This window comes from Nocardia sp. A7, assembly GCF_046549215.1.
Lineage (GTDB): Bacteria > Actinomycetota > Actinomycetes > Mycobacteriales > Mycobacteriaceae > Nocardia.
On the sequence record NZ_JAJPWE010000001.1, the window covers coordinates 846,080 to 864,483 of the forward strand.

An 18,404-nucleotide genomic window follows, 5' to 3' on the forward strand; every position below is an offset into this window, starting at 1 on the left:
AGAGTGACCTCCTTGGTAGTGGTCGGTTGTCAGCGAGCCGACGAATTGGCCGACGAAGCGTTCGATTCGGCCTCGAGGACCAGGGACTCGGCCTCGACCACCACAGCGGAGTCGGAGGAAAGGCGCGGACGGCGCAGGAACACCGTCCAGGTCACGGCCGCGCAGACCACATAGAAGGCGAGGAACACCCAGAACGCGGTGGTGGCCGAGGCGGTGCTGGCGTAGGAGCTGCGCAACACCATGTTGATGCCGACACCGCCGAGCGCGCCGATGGCGCCGACGAAGCCGATCAGCGCACCGGAGGTGTTCTGCGACCAGGCCGCCTGCTCGACTCGCGAGAACGGCAGGCTCTTGGACTTGGCCTCGAACACCGACGGGATGATCTTGGTGACGGCACCGTTGCCGAAACCGGACAGGACGAACAGGGCGATGAAGCCCGCGACCAGCATGGTCATGGTGGCACCGGTGGCAACACCCTTGTTGCCGTCGGCCATCGTCGAGGCGGCGATCACGAGCAGCGCGGCGGCCATCATGGCACCGAAGGTGACGATGGTGACCTTGCTACCACCGATGCGGTCGGCCATCTTGCCGCCGTAGGGGCGGGCCAGCGAACCGAGCAGCGGGCCGATGAAGGCGATCGACGCGGCGTGGATGGCGGCCTGGGCGGCGGTGTCGCCACCTGCCTTGAAGCTGATCTGCAGGATCTGGGCGAAGGCGAAGCTGTAACCGATGAACGAACCGAAGGTGCCGATGTAGAGGAACGCGATCGCCCAGGACTGCGGCACCCGCAGGGCCTTGACCATGTAGGACAGGTCGGCACGCTGGTTGGTCAGGTTGTCCATGTAGAACGCGGCGCCGACTGCGGTGACACCGACCAGGACCAGGTAGATCGCGCAGATCACCGAGGCGTAGTCGCCGCCGAGGGTGACCAGCACCAGCAGGCCGAACAGCTGGATCACCGGGACACCGATATTGCCGCCACCGGCGTTCATGCCCAGCGCCCAGCCCTTGAGACGCTGCGGGTAGAAGGCGTTGATGTTGGTCATCGACGAGGCGAAGTTGCCGCCGCCGAAGCCGGCGAACGCGGCCACGATCAGGAACGTGGTGTAGGAGGTGTCTGGCTGGTTGACGAAGTACAGCGTCAGCAGCAGCGGGATGAGCAGCAGGAACGCGGAGAAGATCGTCCAGTTGCGGCCGCCGAAGCGGGCGGTGGCGACGGTGTAGGGAATGCGAAGGAACGCGCCGACCAGGGTGGGCATGGCGACCAGGAAGAACTTGCCCGCCGCGTCGATGCCGTACTTGTCGGTGGGCATGAACAGCACCATCACCGACCAGATCGACCACACCGAGAATCCGATGTGCTCGGCGATCACCGACCAGATCAGATTGCGCTTGGCGACGTCCTTGCCACCGGCTTCCCAGGCCGCGACATCCTCGGCATCCCAGTTGTCGATGTCGTGGTTCCGCTTCAGCGTGCTCAAGATGGGCCTCCCATAAAGTGCGATGGCCCAACGATAGGAAAGGGGTATTGCCGAAATGCTGCGGGAAATGTCGCTTGAATCAACGGTTTCTCACCTTCCCCCGATCAGGAAGGTGAGATCAGCCCTTTTGTTTCGGGTATGTGTCGCAACGATTTCCGCGCGTAAGGAAGCAGCGAGAAATCGGGATATTCGCCGGTGAGGGTGTGAGCTGCGCCTCTTGCCAGCGACTTTAGGCCAGAGTCACGCACGCCGCACTTCGGCAGGCGACCGACGGTGAGAAGTTCGTCGCGTTACCAAGAATCTTCGAGCATGCGCGGCTTGCAGGCTTGCCAGGCACCGACGAGGAGAACACCGAGAGCGACGGCCAACAGCCCGAAGGGTGCCAGCCAACCGCCCGTCCAGGTGTGGAGCATGCCGAACAGCAGCGGGCCCGTGCAGGCGATCGCGTAACCGACACCCTGGGTGAAGCCGGACAGCGCCGCCGAGCCCTGGGGAGTGCGAGTGCGCAGGTTGATCAGCGTCAGCGCCATGGGGAAGGTGGACGGGCCGAGGCCGAGCAGCACCACCCACAGCAGTGGTGCCTGCATCGGCGCCACCAGCAGGCCGACGAAGGCGGTCGCGAACAGCACCATGCACCCGACGACGACGGGGAACGGATTGCGCATCCGGGAGACGATCGTGGGCGCGCCCAGCGCCGGGATCAGGCCGATCAGCGCGAACAAGCCGACCATGCTGCCGCCGAAACCGGCGCTCGCGCCCGCGTCGGACAGGATCTTGGGCAGCCAGGCGAACATCGCGTAGGTGGTCAGCGAGGTCATGCCGAACATGCCCGCCATCCCCCATGCCACCGGCGAACGCCAGACCTTGCCGGTCTCGGGTGCCTGCGTGGGCAGGGCGGTGGTGTCGACCGTGTCGCGACCACGCCGACCGCGCAGCACCACCAACCACGGGATCGCGGCGGCGAAGCCGACCATCGCCCACACACCCATCGAGATCCGCCAGCCGTGCGCCTCGGCCACCGGCACCGCGACGAACGCCGGAATGACAGTACTGAGCTGCACCATCACGATGTAGAGCGAGCTGATCGCCGCCAGATGATCGCCGAAATACCGCTTCACCAGCGGCGGAATCACCACATTGCCGATACCCATCCCGAGCAGCGCCACCCCGGAGAACGCCAGCAGTCCGCCGGTCCCGGTGGCGAACACCCGCACCAGCGACCCCGCACCGGCCAGCAGCATCGCCACCAACACGGTCCGCTCGAGCCCGATCCGGCGCACGAACAGCGGCGCGACGAGCCCGGCGAGACCGAACATCGCGGTCGGCAACATGCCGAACACCCCGACGATCCCCGTCCCGTACCCGATCTCGGCACCGATCGTCTCGGCAAGCGGACTGAACGCGGTGACCGCGGCGCGCAACGTCAGCGCCGACATGATGATGGCCGCCAGAACGAGCAGCCGACCTTCGATCAGCGACCGCTCGGTGATCTCCGGAGACGGGTCGACGCCACCACGCCGGTCGTCCACAGAGGTCGACCCGGCGCCAGAAGCTGGCTGGAAATCACGGAACGGCGGCACCCGAGAATCATAGGATGACCCGATGACTGCTGCCAAGCGACTGTGAGCGATCTCCCGCGAGAACATGGGTAACTCACCGGGAACGGGCTGACGCACAGCCGACATCCCGCCGGCCGCCGACCCAGGTCACCCCGCGCACAAGTCTGGCCTGAAGTCCCGGAGAGGCGGAACAGCCCAGTACCCTTGCGGACGTGCAACCCGTCCGGCGTACCAGCCTCATCGCCCAGGTCACCGAACAGCTTCGGGCCGAAATCCGTTCCGGCCGTTGGCCGGTGGGCCGGCGAATCCCCACCGAACCCGAGCTCACCGAGCTCACCGGGACCGGTCGAAACACCGTGCGCGAAGCCGTCCAGGCGCTCGTGCACGCAGGCATGCTCGAACGCCGTCAGGGCTCGGGCACCTATGTGATCGCCACCTCGGAGGTCGGCGGCACCCTGGGCAAGTACTTCGCCGACGCGCACGAACGCGACATCCTCGAACTGCGCCAGGCCCTCGACACCACCGCGGCGGGTCTGGCCGCGCGCCGCCGCGACGACGCCGATATCGCCACCCTCCAGCGCTTGCTCGCCGAACGCAGCAACCGGAATTGGGCCGAACCCGACCCGGTGGCCATCGCCGCCGACGTCGAATTGCACCGTGCGATCGTCGTGGCCAGCCACAACGCGGTATACCTGGAGTTCTACGATTCGCTGCTGCCGATCATCGAACAGGTGATCCACGCGCGCACCGCGAAATCCGACGACGCCTACGACACCGAGCACGCCGAACTCGTGCAGGCCGTCATCGACGGCGACGCCGAGCGCGCCGTGCAGGCCGCCAACTGCTTCCTCGGCTCGCTCATCGCCGAATACCCGGACCGCTGAGCTGGGAATTGTCGCGGTTCCTAATTCCAGGTAACCGGGCTGTCACCACGTGCGAATTCGCGCGGTGAGCCGTAGTTGCCGGGAACGTCACCTGAGGCCATTGTCACGCAACAACCGGCTCCTACCTTTATCTCGACACCGCACACGCGCTCGATCGAGAGGAAGCCGATGACCGCAATCGCCGCCACCGGCCAGGCGACGGAATCTCCGTCGTTCGAATATCAGAAGAAGGGTCGTTGGCTGACCCAGTGGGAACCCGACAATGCGAAGTTCTGGGAATCGGGTGGTGAGAAGACCGCCAAGAAGAACCTGTGGTTCTCCGTGTTCGCCGAGAACCTCGGCTTCAGCGTCTGGGTGCTGTTCGGCTCCATCGTCACCGCCATGGGCGCCGCGGGGTTCACCTTCCTGGAAGGCCTCGGCAAGGGAAACCCCACCGCCGTCGCCAACGCGCTGCTGCTGACCTCGGTCCCGACCCTGGTCGGCGCGACTTTGCGTATCCCGTACACCTTCGCGGTCCCCAAGTTCGGCGGTCGAGCCTTCACCGTCTTCAGTGCGGGAATGCTGCTGATCCCGACCCTCGGCCTGGCGTACTTCGTCAACCAGCCCGGCACCCCGATGTGGGTGTTCCTGTTGCTGGCCGCGCTCGCCGGTGTCGGCGGTGGCAACTTCTCGTCCTCGATGGCCAACATCTCGTTCTTCTTCCCCGAGGGTAAGAAGGGTGCCGCGCTCGGCATCAATGCCGCGGGCGGCAATCTCGGTGTGGCGCAAACACAGCTGGTCGCGCCGCTGCTGATCACCTTCGGCACGCATCTGCTCGCCAAGGACGCCGCGGGCTACCGGTTCGGCATCACCCTCGCGATCCTGGTCTGGGTGCCGTTCATCCTGATCGCCGCGTTCGGCGCGCTGCGGTACATGGACTCGATCGTCTCCGCCAAGGCCGACGGGAAGTCCTACAAGCTGGCGCTGACCAACCCGCACACGTGGATCATGTCGTTTCTCTACATCGGCACGTTCGGTTCGTTCATCGGTTTCTCGTTCGCCTTCCCGACCCTGATCAAGGCCAACTTCCCGCACCTGGCCTCGATCAGCTGGATCAGCATGGTCGGCAACCTGGCCTTCCTCGGCGCTTTCGTCGGCTCGTTCAGCCGACCGGTCGGCGGGTGGATCTCCGACAAGGTCGGTGGCGCCCGCATCACGGTGTTCGTCTTCAGTGGCATGGCGGTCGCGGTGGCGTTGATCATGACGGCGCTGTCGATGAAGAGTTTCCCGCTCTACCTCGCCGCGTTCCTGTTGCTGTTCGTGCTCACCGGCATCGGGAACGGCTCCACCTACCGGATGATCCCCTCGATCTTCGGTGCCACCGCCAAGAAGTACGCCGCCGAACACGGCATGGAGATCACCGAGGCGCAGGCGTCGGCTCGCCGTCAAGCCGGTGCCGCGATCGGCGTGATCGGCGCGGTCGGTGCCTTCGGTGGATTCATCCTGCAGCAGGCACTTCGCTTGTCCAACATCAACTTCGGCACGATGGCACCTGCCTTCTGGGCCTATGCGGGCGCCTTCCTGGTGATGGCCGGTGTCACCTGGTGGTGCTACCTGCGCGCCTCCTTCGCCACCGAGAAGATGCCCTCCCTCGCCTACGCCAACGTGTAGAACCCACCCACGGAAAGCCACGCTCGGAACAGCCTCCCCGAGCGTGGCTTTCCGCTGTGCGTTCCCATCGGGTTCCGTTCCGTCTCGCTCACCGAAAGCTATCCAGCTATCGTGTGGCGAATCCTGAACGGAGGCCCGATGGGAACGCACGCGCAAGCCGAGGCTGTGCACTCGGCAGAGAATTTCGATCCGGGCGATCGGTGGGTGCCGGTGGATCGCCGCTGGTGGGGCATGGATCGGCGAACCCTGCTGCCCGCGCTGGTAGTGCTCGCACTGGCCTTCCTGCAAGGCGTCGTGCTGCCACGTATCGACGATGCCATCCCGGTCGAGGACGTCACCGCTGTCGGGGAGGTGATCGCCGTGGACGGAGGGTTCACCTTCACCGCGGCCGGTGGCTGGTCGCTGGTGGACGGCGAGCGCGTCGGCGACGAACCGACCGGGCAGGGCTACCCCGCCGACGCCGTGCTGACCCGCGGCGGCGCCCAGTTCACCGTGCGGACCGGCATATTCGCCGGTGACGCGGCGGCGTTGCTGGATCAGATCGAAAGTACCCAGCGGAAATTGGGCAGCGCGCTCACCGCGACCGGTGACCCGGTGGCGGTGACCACCCGCAGCGGCGAGTCCGGCGTGATGACCAGGTACGCGACCCCGGGGGTGGACGGCGTGCTGGCCGCGTTCGTGGTCGACGAGACCGGCGTCGAAGTCATCGCGCTCGGCCCGGAGCAAGCAGGCCAGGACATCCTCACCGATGTCGGCGCAATGATCGCCACCCTCGCCCATACCGGAAAGGCGTCGTGATGACCAGCTCCACCACCGATCTCGCCGACGCGCGGATCCTGGCCATCGAGGATTCCGGCTGGGGCCGCTCGTTCACCTTCTACCAGCCGCGCAACCTCGCGTTCTGGGTCTACCTGATGCTCGTCGGTTCCGGTGCGCTGCTGTTCGCCGCCATGATCGGGCGCACCTACGGCGCCTACAGCCGGGCAATCCTGGTCAGCGCGGCGATCTTCGGGATCTACGGTGCGATCTTCTGGTGGTTCACCCATCACATCGACCGCTACGCCCGCCAGCCGCTGAAACTGCTCGCGGCCGCCTTCGTCTGGGGTGGTTTCGCCGCCACCTGGGCGATGGCGTCCTACGCCAACACCGCGCTGATCAACATCTACGGCAAGGTGTTCGGCCACGCCTTCGCGCTGGACTGGGGGCCTGCGCTGGCCGCGCCGTTCACCGAGGAGACCGCCAAGGGCTTCGGACTGCTGTTGCTGATCGCGTTGGCACCGCGGCTGGTACGTACCGCTTTCGACGGATTCATCCTCGGCGCGTTCCTCGGCCTCGGCTTCGAGATCCTCGAGGACATCTCCTACGGCCTGAACTCCGGGGCGTCCCAGTTCGGCGCCGATCAGGTCGACGCCTCGCTCGGGACCGTGCTGTTGCGGGTGGTCACCGGCGCCACCGGCCACATGATCTACACCGCGGTCTTCTGCGCCGGGCTGGTGTATCTGCTCGGCAGGCCCGCGCAGCCACGCCGCGTCGGCCTAGGTCTGCTGCTGATGGCGACGGCGATGCTGCTGCACGGATTGTGGGATGCGCAGGGCAACTTCAGCGGCGGCAATACCGCCGTCGCGCTCGGCCTCATCGCAGCGCTGATGGTGGTCGCGCTGATCGTCGCGGCGCTGGTGTTCCGGCTCACCGTCGCGCGCGAACGCGATTTCCTGGCCGCGATCCTCGCCCCGGAGGTGGCAGCCGACACGGTGACCGCTGCCGAATCCGCCGCCGCCTGCGGTAACACCAAGCAGCGGCGGACATTTCGACACACCGGTGCGGACCGCAAAGCCCGCACACGGCACGGGTTCGTGCTGGACGCGATCTCAGATCTGGCCGATGCCCTGGCCGCGGATCACGGCGCCTCGACACCGCGGGTGGAATTCGCGCGCTCGGAAGTCGCCCGGCTGCGTGAGGGACGCCCGCCCGCCCCGGAGTAGCCCCTACAGCCCCGTGCGGGCCCTTTCGCCTCCCTGGCCGACGGCATCGGCGCGGTCCTCATCGCCGTCCGCCCAGTGCCCGACTTCGAGGGAAACACCCCCGACCTGAACAGCAGAAAACGTCGAAACGTATTACGACACAACCGATGACATCACCACCATCGAGTCTGCATACTGGCGGAGCCTGGCTGTACCGAGGGGACATCGATGAGAATACGACCGCGGCAACAACTTCTGGATCTCTGGCGCGCGCACCTGCGGACCTCGTTCTACGAGGACAGGTGGGTCTGGGGCGGACGAGACGGCCGCAATTCGGTCAGCGATGCCGAGCAGTTGATGTGTCTGCTGTATCCGTCGAGCGAGTTGTCGAATTTCGCCCTCGACCCGGACAGCATCGCGACCGCCGACGACGTCGCCGCCGTGATGGCAGTGCTCGGCGACGACATCCGGGTCGGCGGCGCGCTGGTGACGAAGCTCGAGGAGTTCTTCGACGCGTATACCGACGCCGATGGGGAGCCGACATTCTCAGGCGGGAGTTACTTTCGGGACGCGGGCTTCGGGGAACCCACGGCGGCGCAGCGTGAGCTCGAGGTGGTCGACTCGTATTCGATGTCGCTGAGTTTGTGTATCGCCTCGCTCCGCTTTCTGCGTGGCATCGAGCGATACCTCGAGCACGAGGTGCGACGCGAGGCTCGTCGGCTCAACGATCGTGTCAAAGCGTTGATACCGCAGGTCAGCACCCGGCTGACCTGCGCGATGGTCGGGTTGATCCGAAGTTTCGTGATGGACACGCCGCACTTCTCCTCCCCGGCCGGGCAAGAGATCCTCAACCTGGTCAACCAGACCGGCGCCCCGGTGAAGGAGATCATCGCCGATTTCTCCTCCGCGCTCGGCACGATTCGCGTGCAGGCCGAGACCGACGTGCGCAGTGGTCACCCGGAGGGTATCGACCTGCGTGATGACAACCGGGCCTTCGAATGCGGCTGGACGTGGGGGATCGGCGCGAATGTCGGCGCCAGGGCCGACGTCACGGCCCGGATCGCCACCCAGCCGGGGAACGCGGCCACCCAGCCCTATCTCTATTTCACCCTCGTCGCGCTCGACGGCATCAAAGACCTGTATTCCCAACGAACTTCCGAACCTGATCTCTTCGAGCCGCATCAGGTCCAGCTGGTCGAGTCGCTCAAACGTCGCGCGGAACTGGCTCAGCGGTACTGGTCGACGATCTCGCGGTTCGGCACCGGACGGTGGCCGCTGGAGGACTTGCCATGGCGCACGTCCGACGGAAAGCAGTCGGACTACTACAGCCTGGCCGTGACCGCGTTCCTCATCCAGGATCTGCTGGAGAAGGAGTCCACCACCGATCTGGAGCGCACCGTCGCCGTGCTGCGCCAGCTGGCCGAGCGCGGCAGGATAATCAGTCGTCCGGTACCCGACGACCCGGCCGACCGCTTGCACCATCCCGGACTCCTGTTGACGCTCAAGGGTTCCGAATCCGTCGAAGCCGGTCAGATGATCGGCTACCACGTCAGCGACTACACCACTCTGCTACTCAAACGCTGCCTGCAGGCCGCCCGGCTGGCACGCGACGTGGCCACCCGCGAGGAGCTGCTCGAGCTCGCCGGATCAGCACTCGAGCACATGCAGACCAGGGCGATCACCAGTGGTCGTTCCGTGGGTCTGTGGGACAACCTCGGCCCGAACGGCGATATCGTCGACGCCGCGCCGTCATGGTTTCTGACCGAACGCATGATGGAATGCCTGGTCGTCGCACACAACACCTATGCCGGTCCCCCGCTGGCTTCGCAGAGCATGAGGAATACGGCGCTGGGCAAGATCAGCGAGGCAGACCACCTGTTCATCCAGGAGTCGCTCCAGGTCAGCGACTCTGTCGACTCGCCGCGATACAAGGAGTTGGAGGCGATCGAACAATCGCTCACCCGGGCGAGCGAGATCATGGGCAAGCGCCCGCACACCGCCGAGGCGCTGGCCACCGACGCACTGCTGCGACTCAACGCGCTCGCCTACGCCCGGGAGGACGCCACCCGATGAGCGCAAACGACCCCGCACCGATCCTAGTTTTCGCGACCTCCGACAAGGGCGGCACGGGGCGCTCGGTCACCAGCTGCAACATCGCCTATCGGCTGTGGTTGCGCGGCTTGGACGTGGCCTACGTCGACTTCGATTTCGGTTCTCCGACGGCGGGCGCGCTGTTCGAAATCGGTGGCGCCGAACGCGGTGTCACCGAGGGCCACGGGCTGCATTCCTATCTGCTCGGACACACCCGCGAGCCTGCGCGGCTCAACGTCGGCCGCGACACCGATCGCCCCCAGCTGCGCCGTAACCCGCCCCGAGCAGGCAGTCTGACGCTGCTGCCCGGCGACGTAGGCGGCGGCGAATTCGGTTGTGATGACGCGAGTGTGCAACTCGGCGCACTCCTGCTCGCCAATCTGTTGACCGAATTCGACGTGGTGATAGTCGATCTCAGCGCCGGACGCTCGGTCGCGCTGGAGATCGCGTTGCGTGCCACCGCATCGACCGTGCTACGCAACCACACTCATCGCTGGTTGGTCTTCCACCGCTGGACTCGCCAGCATGTGCTGGCCGCCGGTGGTCTGGTGCACGGATCGCACGGGCTGATCGAGGCCGCCACGATGTGGGGTCACGACAAGAAGGAGCTGATGGCCTCGATGCGCTGCGTGCGCACCGCGGTCGCCGAGTCGGACTCGACCCGCGCGGTGGACCCAGCGCAAGCGACCTGGCTGAAGGAGCAGGCCAACGCTCTGCGCGAACTGGCGACGATAAACGGTATCGGCGCGGCCATGGTGCTGGGCCAGACTCCGATCGAGCCGATGCTGCAGTGGCGCGAACAGCTCATCCTCGACGCCGACGTCGGCGCCAGGCTCGCCAATCCCGCGACGGTCGAGGCGTACACGAATCTGGCTCGGCGGTTGACCGATTCGCTGACCTGGGATACGAGCAGATGAGTTCACCGATATATCGGGAGGCTTCCGAGGAGGCCGACATCACACCGCTGCCCATGGCCCACCTGTCGATCGAGATCTGCCACTTCCGGCACGAGGAGATCATCGACGACACCGACATGGTCCGCGCCCAATTCCGACGCGCGGTCCCGCTGGTCGCCGCATTCATCGAGTCGGCGAAGGTCGAATTCGGATCGAACACGCGAGTGAGTACCTGCTATCTCACCGACGACTACTTCCAGCCCCGTTTCGAACCGGCGGAGGTACTCGACCGACTGTTGGGTGCCGCCGACGACGCCGGCCTGACCATCGACTATCTGGCCCGGGAGTCGGGCTGCCACCAGGCTCCGGTGTTCGCGGGCGGGGTCGCTGTCGGCACACCGATACCGGTCGCGGAGATGGTCGCGGCGCGGCTCATCGCCCAACCGGAGGACGAGGAGGTTGCCACCGGAGGCCGACCACCGACCACCGAATTCGGTTGGCTGTGCAACGGACGTCGTGAACAGCTCGGCACGTCGCGTGCGGCGATGCATCCGCAACCGTATCGACCGCCGCAGGAGTACGGCCGTGGCGAGCACTCGATTTTCCTCGACGTGGAGTTGTGGCACGACCGCGACGAGACAGCGCGACGCTGGTCCTGCCCGTTCCTGGCCGCTGTGTGGCAGCTCGTGCGACTGGGCATGCTGCGCTATCACGGTGCGCCCGTGCTCGATCCGCAGCTGTGGTCCCCCGATCGGGATTGGCCCGACCGCTGGCAAGACCTACCGCCGGTGATACAGCTCAACGCGGGCGCGGCGCCGTTCACGGCCTACCGGACGCTGTCGATGCTGCCCAAGCGCTACCTGGTGATCGAGTCGGCGGTACGGGTCATCCTCGATCACCTCGCGCCCGATGACGACGTCGCCGCTCTGGTAGCGGCCCAGGGCAGGGCCGAGCAGGTGCCGATACCAACCAAAGTCGTCGAGCGCGTGGGACATCTACTGCTGGATGGGTCCTGATCGTGTCCGCGCCTGCCCTACCGCGCCGCGCCACGTCACGACCTCGCACCCCGGTCGTGGTGCTCGGCGAGATCCGCACCGGTCTGCTGCCGCATTCGCTGACCCTGGACAGTCTGTCCACCGACGAATTGCTGGCAACGGTCGCCGGCGCTACCGTCGTTCGTCGCGAACGACCGTGCCCCCTTGCCTTCTCACCGCGTCGCGCAACCGGCGTCGACTGTCATCTCGGCTGGAGTGCGACGGCGAGCGCGACCGCTCGGGTCGTGGGAACGGTGGCATCGACCGCGATCCTGGTGGGCGGGCGGATCGCGCAGCTGTCCTCGCACACCACGGTCGTGCGAGCTCAGCAGAAGAAGCGCATGCCGTGGTCGCATTACATCGGTCGCATCGGGGTCACCGAGATCATCGGCGAACTGCCCGATCACTCGGTCGCCGACAAAGAGCTGGCGGCAGGCTATTTCGCCCCGCGGGGCGACACCACTCTGGATCTCAGTTCGATCTGTGCCAGGCATCTCGACGACCTGAGGTCCTCGACGCTGCTGGATCAGCGGCCGCCGCTGCGGGCACCGACGACGCGACTGCGCTGGAGCGCCGTCATCGGTGGCAGCACCGGCCCCGCGGTATCACTGCGCGTCGAGGACAAGGAGTCGAGGACACTGCGGGTCACTGTAAAAGACGCCACCGATCTCCCCGATGCCCTGCGGTTCTGCGAGGATGTCGCCGTCCACGACTGGCTGCTCACGGTGATCGACGCGAGGGTGCGGTCGGCCGAGGCTTTCGACGATGGTCGCCAGGTCGCCATCCTCGCTCCGGTGCTCGAACACCTGACCCACCTGTGGATGCCGGGCGCACAGGTCCCCACTGCGATGCGGGCGCCGTGGCGGGACCTGCAGACCGCGGCGGGCCTGTCCAAACAGTGGACCGCCCGCGTCGAGCAAATTCAACGCCGGATCGACGTGGCGACGTACTACGCCGCACGCGGCGCCAATTCGGTTGGCCGCAATTGATTTACAGCCGAAACCACCGACGGACCAGCAACGCGAAAAACACCGACATCGAGACCGCGCCCAGGCACGCCTCAACCGCGAACAGCACTTTCGCCTGAGGTTCCATGCCCGTGACATTGTTCGGATCGAGCGGATTCAGAAAGGTCAGTACCCCCAGGTAGACAACGTCGGCCAACGGCTTGCTCCCTGCCAACAGTACGGCGATGCCGGTACACAGTGCGATCTGCGCGACCACCCAGCCGAGCAGCCGAAACGGCCGATAGCCGTAGCCGCACAGTAGGTCCGCGGTAGTGCTGACGCCGCGCTTCCAGCCCGGCGCCAACGTGGCGCGGCGAACCCGCGCCAGTTCGAGTCCGCACCGATCCTCGGCATCGGAGTTGTGGGCACGGCGGTACAGCTCCATCGCGCCGGTCCAGGCACGCACCGCGTGCGCGGGCAACTCTGCGCGGGCCAGCGCGGCGGCCAGCGTTTCGAATTGACCTGCGAGGAGTGCATTTTGAGTCGGGCTCAACCGCAGTGGCCCGCGGAACTCGACCTCGGCTGCGATCAGTCCGGCGATCAGTGGCTTTCGTATCCGCCACGGCTCGTCGTCGGGGCCCACATTCGACGCCTGCTCGTAGAGCGGGCCGAAACGCAGTTTGTTGCTGTACCGCCCGCGGACCAGCAGCTCGGAATCGTCGAGTAAGGCTTCGATGACAATGTCGAGATCATTCCGGCTATCGATTTCAGCGAGCTCGGACGAATCCAGCCGTTTGGCATAGTCCTCCGCGCGGTCCTCGATCGCGTCGCTGACCGAATCGTGCTGCGATGACGACCCTCCACCCCTCGTCATGTCGTGCTCCCGCGTCGCGCCGATCTGAATCAGGTTCTAGGGTAACCGTTTTCGTCGGCACCGACCGGTGGCAGATCGGACAGCCTGCGCAGCTTGTAGACCAGCACGTCGCGTGGATGGCCTTCGCCGAAATATTGTTCGTCGTGCACACGCAGGACGAAACCGAAGTCCTTGAACAGGTTGTACGCGGTGACGTTTTGCGGATCGACGGTCAACCAGATCTCGTCCGCGTCCCCTTTTTCCTCACACACCGCAATACTGTGCCTCAACAACCCACGCCCGTAACCATGACCGCGCCGATCGGGAGCGACCGCGAGGCTGAGCAACCATGCCCTCGAACCTTCGCCCATGATGGTCATCGCGTACCCGACCACCTCGTCGTCCTGGTCACTGCCGGGCTCGATGGCGACGACGCTGCGGGAGCTGTCGGCCTGCAGCAGCTGGCGAAGGACGAAGAAGGGGTAGCGCTCGGACGGAAATGCCGCGCCATCGATCAGTTGGATGTCGGGCAGGTCAGCCGGCGTCGGCTCCCGATACCGCACCGTTTTCGCGATGGTCGTCATCTGCTCCCTTGCGTTCGCGCACAAGAACACCCCTGAGGTCAAGCGTAAACGCCGTACCTGATCCCGGACATCGAAATCACAGGCAGTGTACTCAGCTTTTACACGACAACGTCCGTGGTGCCGGGGGTTTGCTGGCGAGTTCTGCGCATGTCCACACCGAGCCGCAGATCGGTACCCCAGGTGTCCTCGGCGATCAGTCTTCCAGGTCAGGCGCATGGCGGCGAGGCGTGCAATTCGGCCCCTACAGCACCAAACGGACCATGTCGGCCGTCCTCGCCAATCCAGGGAAGGCTTCGGGGGTGGAGCGAGGGTGCAGGGCGTGGACTGCCAAACGGAACATCAACGCGCGTAACAGCATCTGGGGCCATTCGGGCAGGGTGGCCCAGCGGTCGAGTAAGCCGTCGTCGCCACCGCCCCAGGCCAGTGCGTCCACGACGACGACCCCGGCGGCCCAGGTGGCGGGGCGCCAGTACGGCGTGATGTCGGTGAGGCCGGGCGTGTGGGCGCCGGTGAACAGCACCGTGCCGAAGAGGTCGCCGTGGACGAGTTGGTCGGGGCTGCGGACCGGTTTGCGCAGGGTGGAGAGTTGGCCGATCAGTTCGAGGGAGCGCTGACCGTCGGGAGTGGCGGCGATGGGAACACCGCCCGCGCGCAGGGTGCGCAGCGGGACCGATTCCCAGGCGGCGCGGTCGGCGGCGACGAAAACGTCCACGTCGACCCAGGGGGCGACGGGCGGCTGGACCAGAAAGCGCGGACGTTCCAATTCCGCTGTCGCCTTGTGCAATCGCAGCGACACCGAGACGACCTCGTCGTGGCGCGGCTCGGGAACACCCTCGACGAAGGTGTCGGCGCGCCATCCGGAGACAACATAGCGACCGTCGGTGGCGCGGACAGGACGGGCCACGCGCAGCCCGTCCACTGCGAGGTGTTCACGAACTTTCGCCGACCACGCGGCCCGCGCGTGATCGGCGACGGGGCTGAGTACCACATCACCCATGCGCCAGCCACCGTCCCAGTCCTCCAGGGAAACCGGCGTCACTTCGCGAAGCCCGAATGTGGCTCGCACATGCTCGGGAGGTTCGACTGAGGTCACGGCCGTACCGTAACCCCGCGATCACCGGAGGTGCCCCAAGGCACGCTGTGACACTCCACTTCGCGACCTCACCGCAACACGCGGCGAGGTCGCAAACCACCAGCTATCAGTACACGGGCAGGGAGGGATCGACCTGCTTGGCCCACGCCACCACGCCGCCCTGCAGATGTGTCGCGTCGGCGAAACCGGCGCGCTTCAACGCGGCCAGCGCCTCCGCCGAACGGATACCGGTCTTGCAGTGCAGCACGATCGGCTTGTTCTGCGGCAGCTCCGACAGCGCCTCGCCGGACAGGATGCGATCCTTGGGGATCAGGGTCGCGCCCGCGATGTGGACGATGTCCCACTCCACCGGCTCACGCACGTCGATCAGCTCGATCTTGTCGGCGTCGAGCAGATCCTTGAGCTCGGCGGCGGTGATGGTCGACCCGGCCGCGGCGGCGGTGCCTTCCTCCGACACCACACCGCAGAACGCGTCGTAGTCGATCAGTTCGGTGATCGGCTCGCGCTGCGGATCGCGGCGCAGCTTGATGGTGCGGTAGTTCATGTCCAGTGCGTCGTAGACCATCAGGCGGCCGAGCAGCGTCTCACCGATACCGGTGATCAGCTTGATCGCCTCGGTCACCATCACCGAACCGATCGACGCGCACAGCACACCGAGCACGCCACCCTCGGCGCAGGACGGGACCATGCCCGGCGGCGGGGCCTCCGGGTACAGGTCGCGGTAGTTGATGCCGCGCCCGTCCGGTGCGTCTTCCCAGAACACCGAGACCTGCCCCTCGAAGCGGTAGATCGAGCCCCACACGTAGGGCTTGCCCGCGAGGACGGCGGCGTCGTTGACGAGGTAGCGGGTGGCGAAGTTGTCGGTGCCGTCGACGATCAGGTCGTATTCGGCGAACAGTTCGACCGCGTTCTCCGGTTCCAGGCGGATCTTGTGCAGCCGCACGTCGATCCCGGAGTTGATCTCGAGGATGGAATCGCGGGCGCTGTCGGCCTTGGGGCGGCCGATGTCGGATTCGCCGTGGATGATCTGGCGCTGCAGGTTGGAGGCGTCGACCTCGTCGAACTCGACGATGCCGAGGGTGCCGACACCGGCGGCGGCCAGGTAGAGCAGGGCGGGCGAGCCGAGGCCACCCGCGCCGATCACCAGGACCTTGGCGTTCTTCAGCCGCTTCTGACCGTCGACACCCAGATCGGGGATGATCAGATGCCTGCTGTAGCGAGCGATCTCGTCCTTGGACAGTTCCGCCGCGGGCTCGACGAGCGGCGGCAACGTCCCGTTTGAAGACACGTGAGAACTCCTGTATCTAGTGCGGCTACGAACCGATGGCCGTTCTGCTGACTACAACAAGACCCGCCGCGCTGTTCTTCCCCACCCATGTTCCCGCATGGGCGGGCCCCCTATCCGCGCGGGTACGGCCAGGGGTTGAAGCGGCAGCTCTTGCCGTCGGCGGGTACCACACCGTGGGGGTCGAGGAGCGCGATGTCGTTGTTCTTGGTGCCGAAGGTCTGCTGCATCATGATCGGGGCCAGACCGCCGTCGACCTCGCACGGCTGATGGCCGTGATAGCCGATGGCGTGGCCGACCTCGTGATTGATCAGGTACTGCCGGTAGGAGCCGATGTCGCCGTCGAAGGCCAGTGCACCGCGCACCCAGCGGACCTCCGACAGCACCACCCGGTCGAGGTCGGCGTTGTAGCACGACGAGTCGATCGGGATCTCGAAACCACAAGCGGCCCGGGTGCTTTCGCGGGAGGTGAGCGAGAGGCGGAAGTCGGCCGGGCCCGCGTCGATGCGCTGGAAGCCGAACTTGGGGTCGTTGGTCCAGCTCTTCGGATTGGCGAGGGTGGTCTCGACCATCTTCGCCACGGCGGCGTCACCACCGAACGGGGAGGTATCGATGCCGTCCTCGACCTCGACGGTGTAGCGGAACACCCGCTCGGTGCCCGCGCCGACCTGGGCGCTGGTGCCGGGCACCACATGCCAGGTGCCCGCCGCGCGCTCGACGTATTCGCCACCCTCCGGCAGCGCACCGAGGGGTAGATCGGCGGGGAACTTTCCGTCGCCTGGCGGTGCGCCGATGATGCCGGACTGCGCCACCTTCGGACTCAGCGCGCCGAAGCCGGGATCGAGGGGCGCCGTGATCGGGCCGGTGCGCACCGCGTCGACCACGACCAGCACGGTGATGGCGAGCAGCACCGGCAACGCATAGGCACGCCACCCGTAGGCGGAGACGAATCGGCCGAGCGCGCTCTGCTTCTTCGCATCACGCTGCGGGCTGCGTTGGCGGCCGTTGTCGTGGTCGGTGGGGTCCCAGCGGGCGCGCAACGGCTGCCGGGATCGGTCGGCGGGCTGATAGAGCCCGAGCGGGTCGTAGACCTGCAGTTCGCGCCCTTCTGGCGCCGCCGTCACAGAACCGGACTCGGTGGGTTGCGTGGAGCGAGCGACATCGCGGCCGCCGCCGGGTTGGTCGTCCGGTCGGTCGTTCACGTCATCAGATTCTCACAGTGCGCAAATCGGCTGTGCGGGCGGCCGCAGGAGTTCGTCCGGTTACGGCCCGGCGAACTCCGTGGACTGGTACTACATTTCCGGGGCGAGACGCAGGGCGAACACCGTGCGAGTATCGTTCGTGGGATAACCGGACCGCACACCCTGGCGGCCGGGAAAGTCGACCAAGAAAGCCGAGATGACTGACCTCGTGGACCGCATGCCCTCGCGCCGATCGGTGCCGGAGACGGTCCCGGCCAAGCGCGGCACCCGACTCCCCCGCGACGAGCGCCGCCAGCAGTTGCTGCTCGCCGCCAGCGAAGTCTTCGTCCAGCGCGGTTACCACGCGGCGGGCATGGACGAGATCTCCCAGGTGGCCGGGGTCAGCAAGCCGGTGCTGTACCAACACTTCGCCAGCAAGCTCGAGCTGTACCTGGCCGTGCTGCAGAACTACGTCGACATCCTGGTGTCGAGTGTGCGCCAGGCGCTGCGCTCCACCACCGACAACAAGCAGCGCGTGCGGGCCGCGGTCGCCGCGTACTTCGATTTCGTCGACAACGAGATGCAGGGCTTCCGGCTCGTGTTCGAATCCGACCTCACCAGCGAACCGCAGGTGCAGCGCCGGGTCGAGCAGGCCACCGAGGCCTGTGTCGACGCGGTGTTCGATCTGGTCGCCCACGACTCGGGTCTCGACCCGTATCGCGCACGGATTCTGGCCGTCGGTCTGGTCGGTGCGAGCCAGTTCTCGGCGCGCTACTGGCTCGAAGCCGATCGCCCGGTCCCCAAGGACGAAGCCGTCGACACCACGGTGTCCCTCGCCTGGGGCGGCCTCAAGCACGTGCCGCTGACCGCCGCCCAGCGCGCGTATTCGCAAGACCTCTGAACTA

The 18,404-nt window shown here is 66.3% G+C and carries 16 protein-coding genes; 9 read left to right on the top strand and 7 right to left on the bottom strand.

Features of this window, described 5'->3' with window-relative positions; all coding sequences use genetic code 11:
* Positions 1-29: 29 nt before the first annotated feature.
* Entirely contained in the window at positions 30-1,484 is a 1,455-nt protein-coding gene (locus ACLJPD_RS03755) for a nitrate/nitrite transporter (RefSeq protein WP_410871905.1), read from the bottom strand.
* Between the two features lie 287 nt (positions 1,485-1,771).
* Positions 1,772-2,917 carry an MFS transporter gene (locus tag ACLJPD_RS03760; protein WP_410871906.1) on the bottom strand — a complete coding sequence of 382 codons (1,146 nt, stop codon included), beginning with the start codon at positions 2,915-2,917 and terminating at the stop codon, positions 1,772-1,774.
* 335 nt (positions 2,918-3,252) lie between these two features.
* Here ACLJPD_RS03760 and ACLJPD_RS03765 point away from each other — a divergent pair, with 335 nt between their 5' ends.
* The 8 genes from ACLJPD_RS03765 to ACLJPD_RS03800 all read left to right on the top strand — a co-directional run bounded on the left by ACLJPD_RS03765 (position 3,253) and on the right by ACLJPD_RS03800 (position 12,545).
* A complete protein-coding gene (locus ACLJPD_RS03765; RefSeq protein ID WP_410870296.1) occupies positions 3,253-3,924 on the top strand; it encodes a FadR/GntR family transcriptional regulator in 672 nt (223 codons plus the stop codon).
* Between the two features lie 168 nt (positions 3,925-4,092).
* A complete protein-coding gene (locus ACLJPD_RS03770) occupies positions 4,093-5,574 on the top strand; it encodes an MFS transporter (RefSeq protein ID WP_410870297.1) in 1,482 nt (493 codons plus the stop codon).
* A 138-nt stretch (positions 5,575-5,712) separates the two neighbouring features.
* Positions 5,713-6,372 (top strand): hypothetical protein, encoded by a 660-nt coding sequence (locus ACLJPD_RS03775; RefSeq protein WP_410870298.1) that lies wholly within the window; start codon positions 5,713-5,715, stop codon positions 6,370-6,372.
* The gene (locus ACLJPD_RS03780) at positions 6,372-7,556 is read left to right on the top strand and encodes a PrsW family intramembrane metalloprotease (protein ID WP_410870299.1); all 1,185 of its coding nucleotides are present in this window, start codon (positions 6,372-6,374) and stop codon (positions 7,554-7,556) included. The genes ACLJPD_RS03775 and ACLJPD_RS03780 overlap by 1 nt, the downstream gene beginning before the upstream one ends.
* 207 nt (positions 7,557-7,763) lie before the next feature.
* Positions 7,764-9,608, top strand: coding sequence for an SCO2524 family protein (locus ACLJPD_RS03785; RefSeq protein ID WP_410870300.1), 1,845 nt, complete (start codon positions 7,764-7,766; stop codon positions 9,606-9,608).
* Complete coding sequence (locus ACLJPD_RS03790) at positions 9,605-10,543, top strand: SCO2523 family variant P-loop protein (protein WP_410870301.1); 939 nt, start codon at positions 9,605-9,607, stop codon at positions 10,541-10,543. Before ACLJPD_RS03785 ends, ACLJPD_RS03790 begins: the two co-directional genes overlap by 4 nt.
* Positions 10,540-11,538, top strand: a complete 999-nt coding sequence (locus tag ACLJPD_RS03795) for an SCO2522 family protein (RefSeq protein WP_410870302.1) — start codon at positions 10,540-10,542, stop codon at positions 11,536-11,538. The genes ACLJPD_RS03790 and ACLJPD_RS03795 overlap by 4 nt, the downstream gene beginning before the upstream one ends.
* 2 nt (positions 11,539-11,540) lie before the next feature.
* The gene (locus ACLJPD_RS03800) at positions 11,541-12,545 is read left to right on the top strand and encodes an SCO2521 family protein (RefSeq protein ID WP_410870304.1); all 1,005 of its coding nucleotides are present in this window, start codon (positions 11,541-11,543) and stop codon (positions 12,543-12,545) included.
* A gap of 1 nt (position 12,546) precedes the next feature.
* Here the strand turns inward: ACLJPD_RS03800 and ACLJPD_RS03805 are convergent, their stop codons facing one another.
* The 5 genes from ACLJPD_RS03805 to ACLJPD_RS03825 all read right to left on the bottom strand — a co-directional run bounded on the left by ACLJPD_RS03805 (position 12,547) and on the right by ACLJPD_RS03825 (position 17,520).
* Positions 12,547-13,377, bottom strand: a complete 831-nt coding sequence (locus tag ACLJPD_RS03805; RefSeq protein ID WP_410870305.1) for a hypothetical protein — start codon at positions 13,375-13,377, stop codon at positions 12,547-12,549.
* Positions 13,378-13,406: 29 nt separating this feature from the next.
* Positions 13,407-13,940 (bottom strand): GNAT family N-acetyltransferase, encoded by a 534-nt coding sequence (locus ACLJPD_RS03810; protein ID WP_410870306.1) that lies wholly within the window; start codon positions 13,938-13,940, stop codon positions 13,407-13,409.
* Positions 13,941-14,181: 241 nt separating this feature from the next.
* Positions 14,182-15,033 (bottom strand): TIGR02569 family protein, encoded by an 852-nt coding sequence (locus ACLJPD_RS03815; protein WP_410870307.1) that lies wholly within the window; start codon positions 15,031-15,033, stop codon positions 14,182-14,184.
* Positions 15,034-15,139: 106 nt separating this feature from the next.
* Positions 15,140-16,321 carry an adenylyltransferase/sulfurtransferase MoeZ gene (gene moeZ / locus ACLJPD_RS03820; RefSeq protein WP_410870308.1) on the bottom strand — a complete coding sequence of 394 codons (1,182 nt, stop codon included), beginning with the start codon at positions 16,319-16,321 and terminating at the stop codon, positions 15,140-15,142.
* A gap of 110 nt (positions 16,322-16,431) precedes the next feature.
* Positions 16,432-17,520 carry a DUF3152 domain-containing protein gene (locus ACLJPD_RS03825; protein WP_410870309.1) on the bottom strand — a complete coding sequence of 363 codons (1,089 nt, stop codon included), beginning with the start codon at positions 17,518-17,520 and terminating at the stop codon, positions 16,432-16,434.
* 196 nt (positions 17,521-17,716) lie between these two features.
* Here ACLJPD_RS03825 and ACLJPD_RS03830 point away from each other — a divergent pair, with 196 nt between their 5' ends.
* Positions 17,717-18,400 carry a TetR/AcrR family transcriptional regulator gene (locus ACLJPD_RS03830; protein WP_056812916.1) on the top strand — a complete coding sequence of 228 codons (684 nt, stop codon included), beginning with the start codon at positions 17,717-17,719 and terminating at the stop codon, positions 18,398-18,400.
* Positions 18,401-18,404 lie beyond the last annotated feature (4 nt).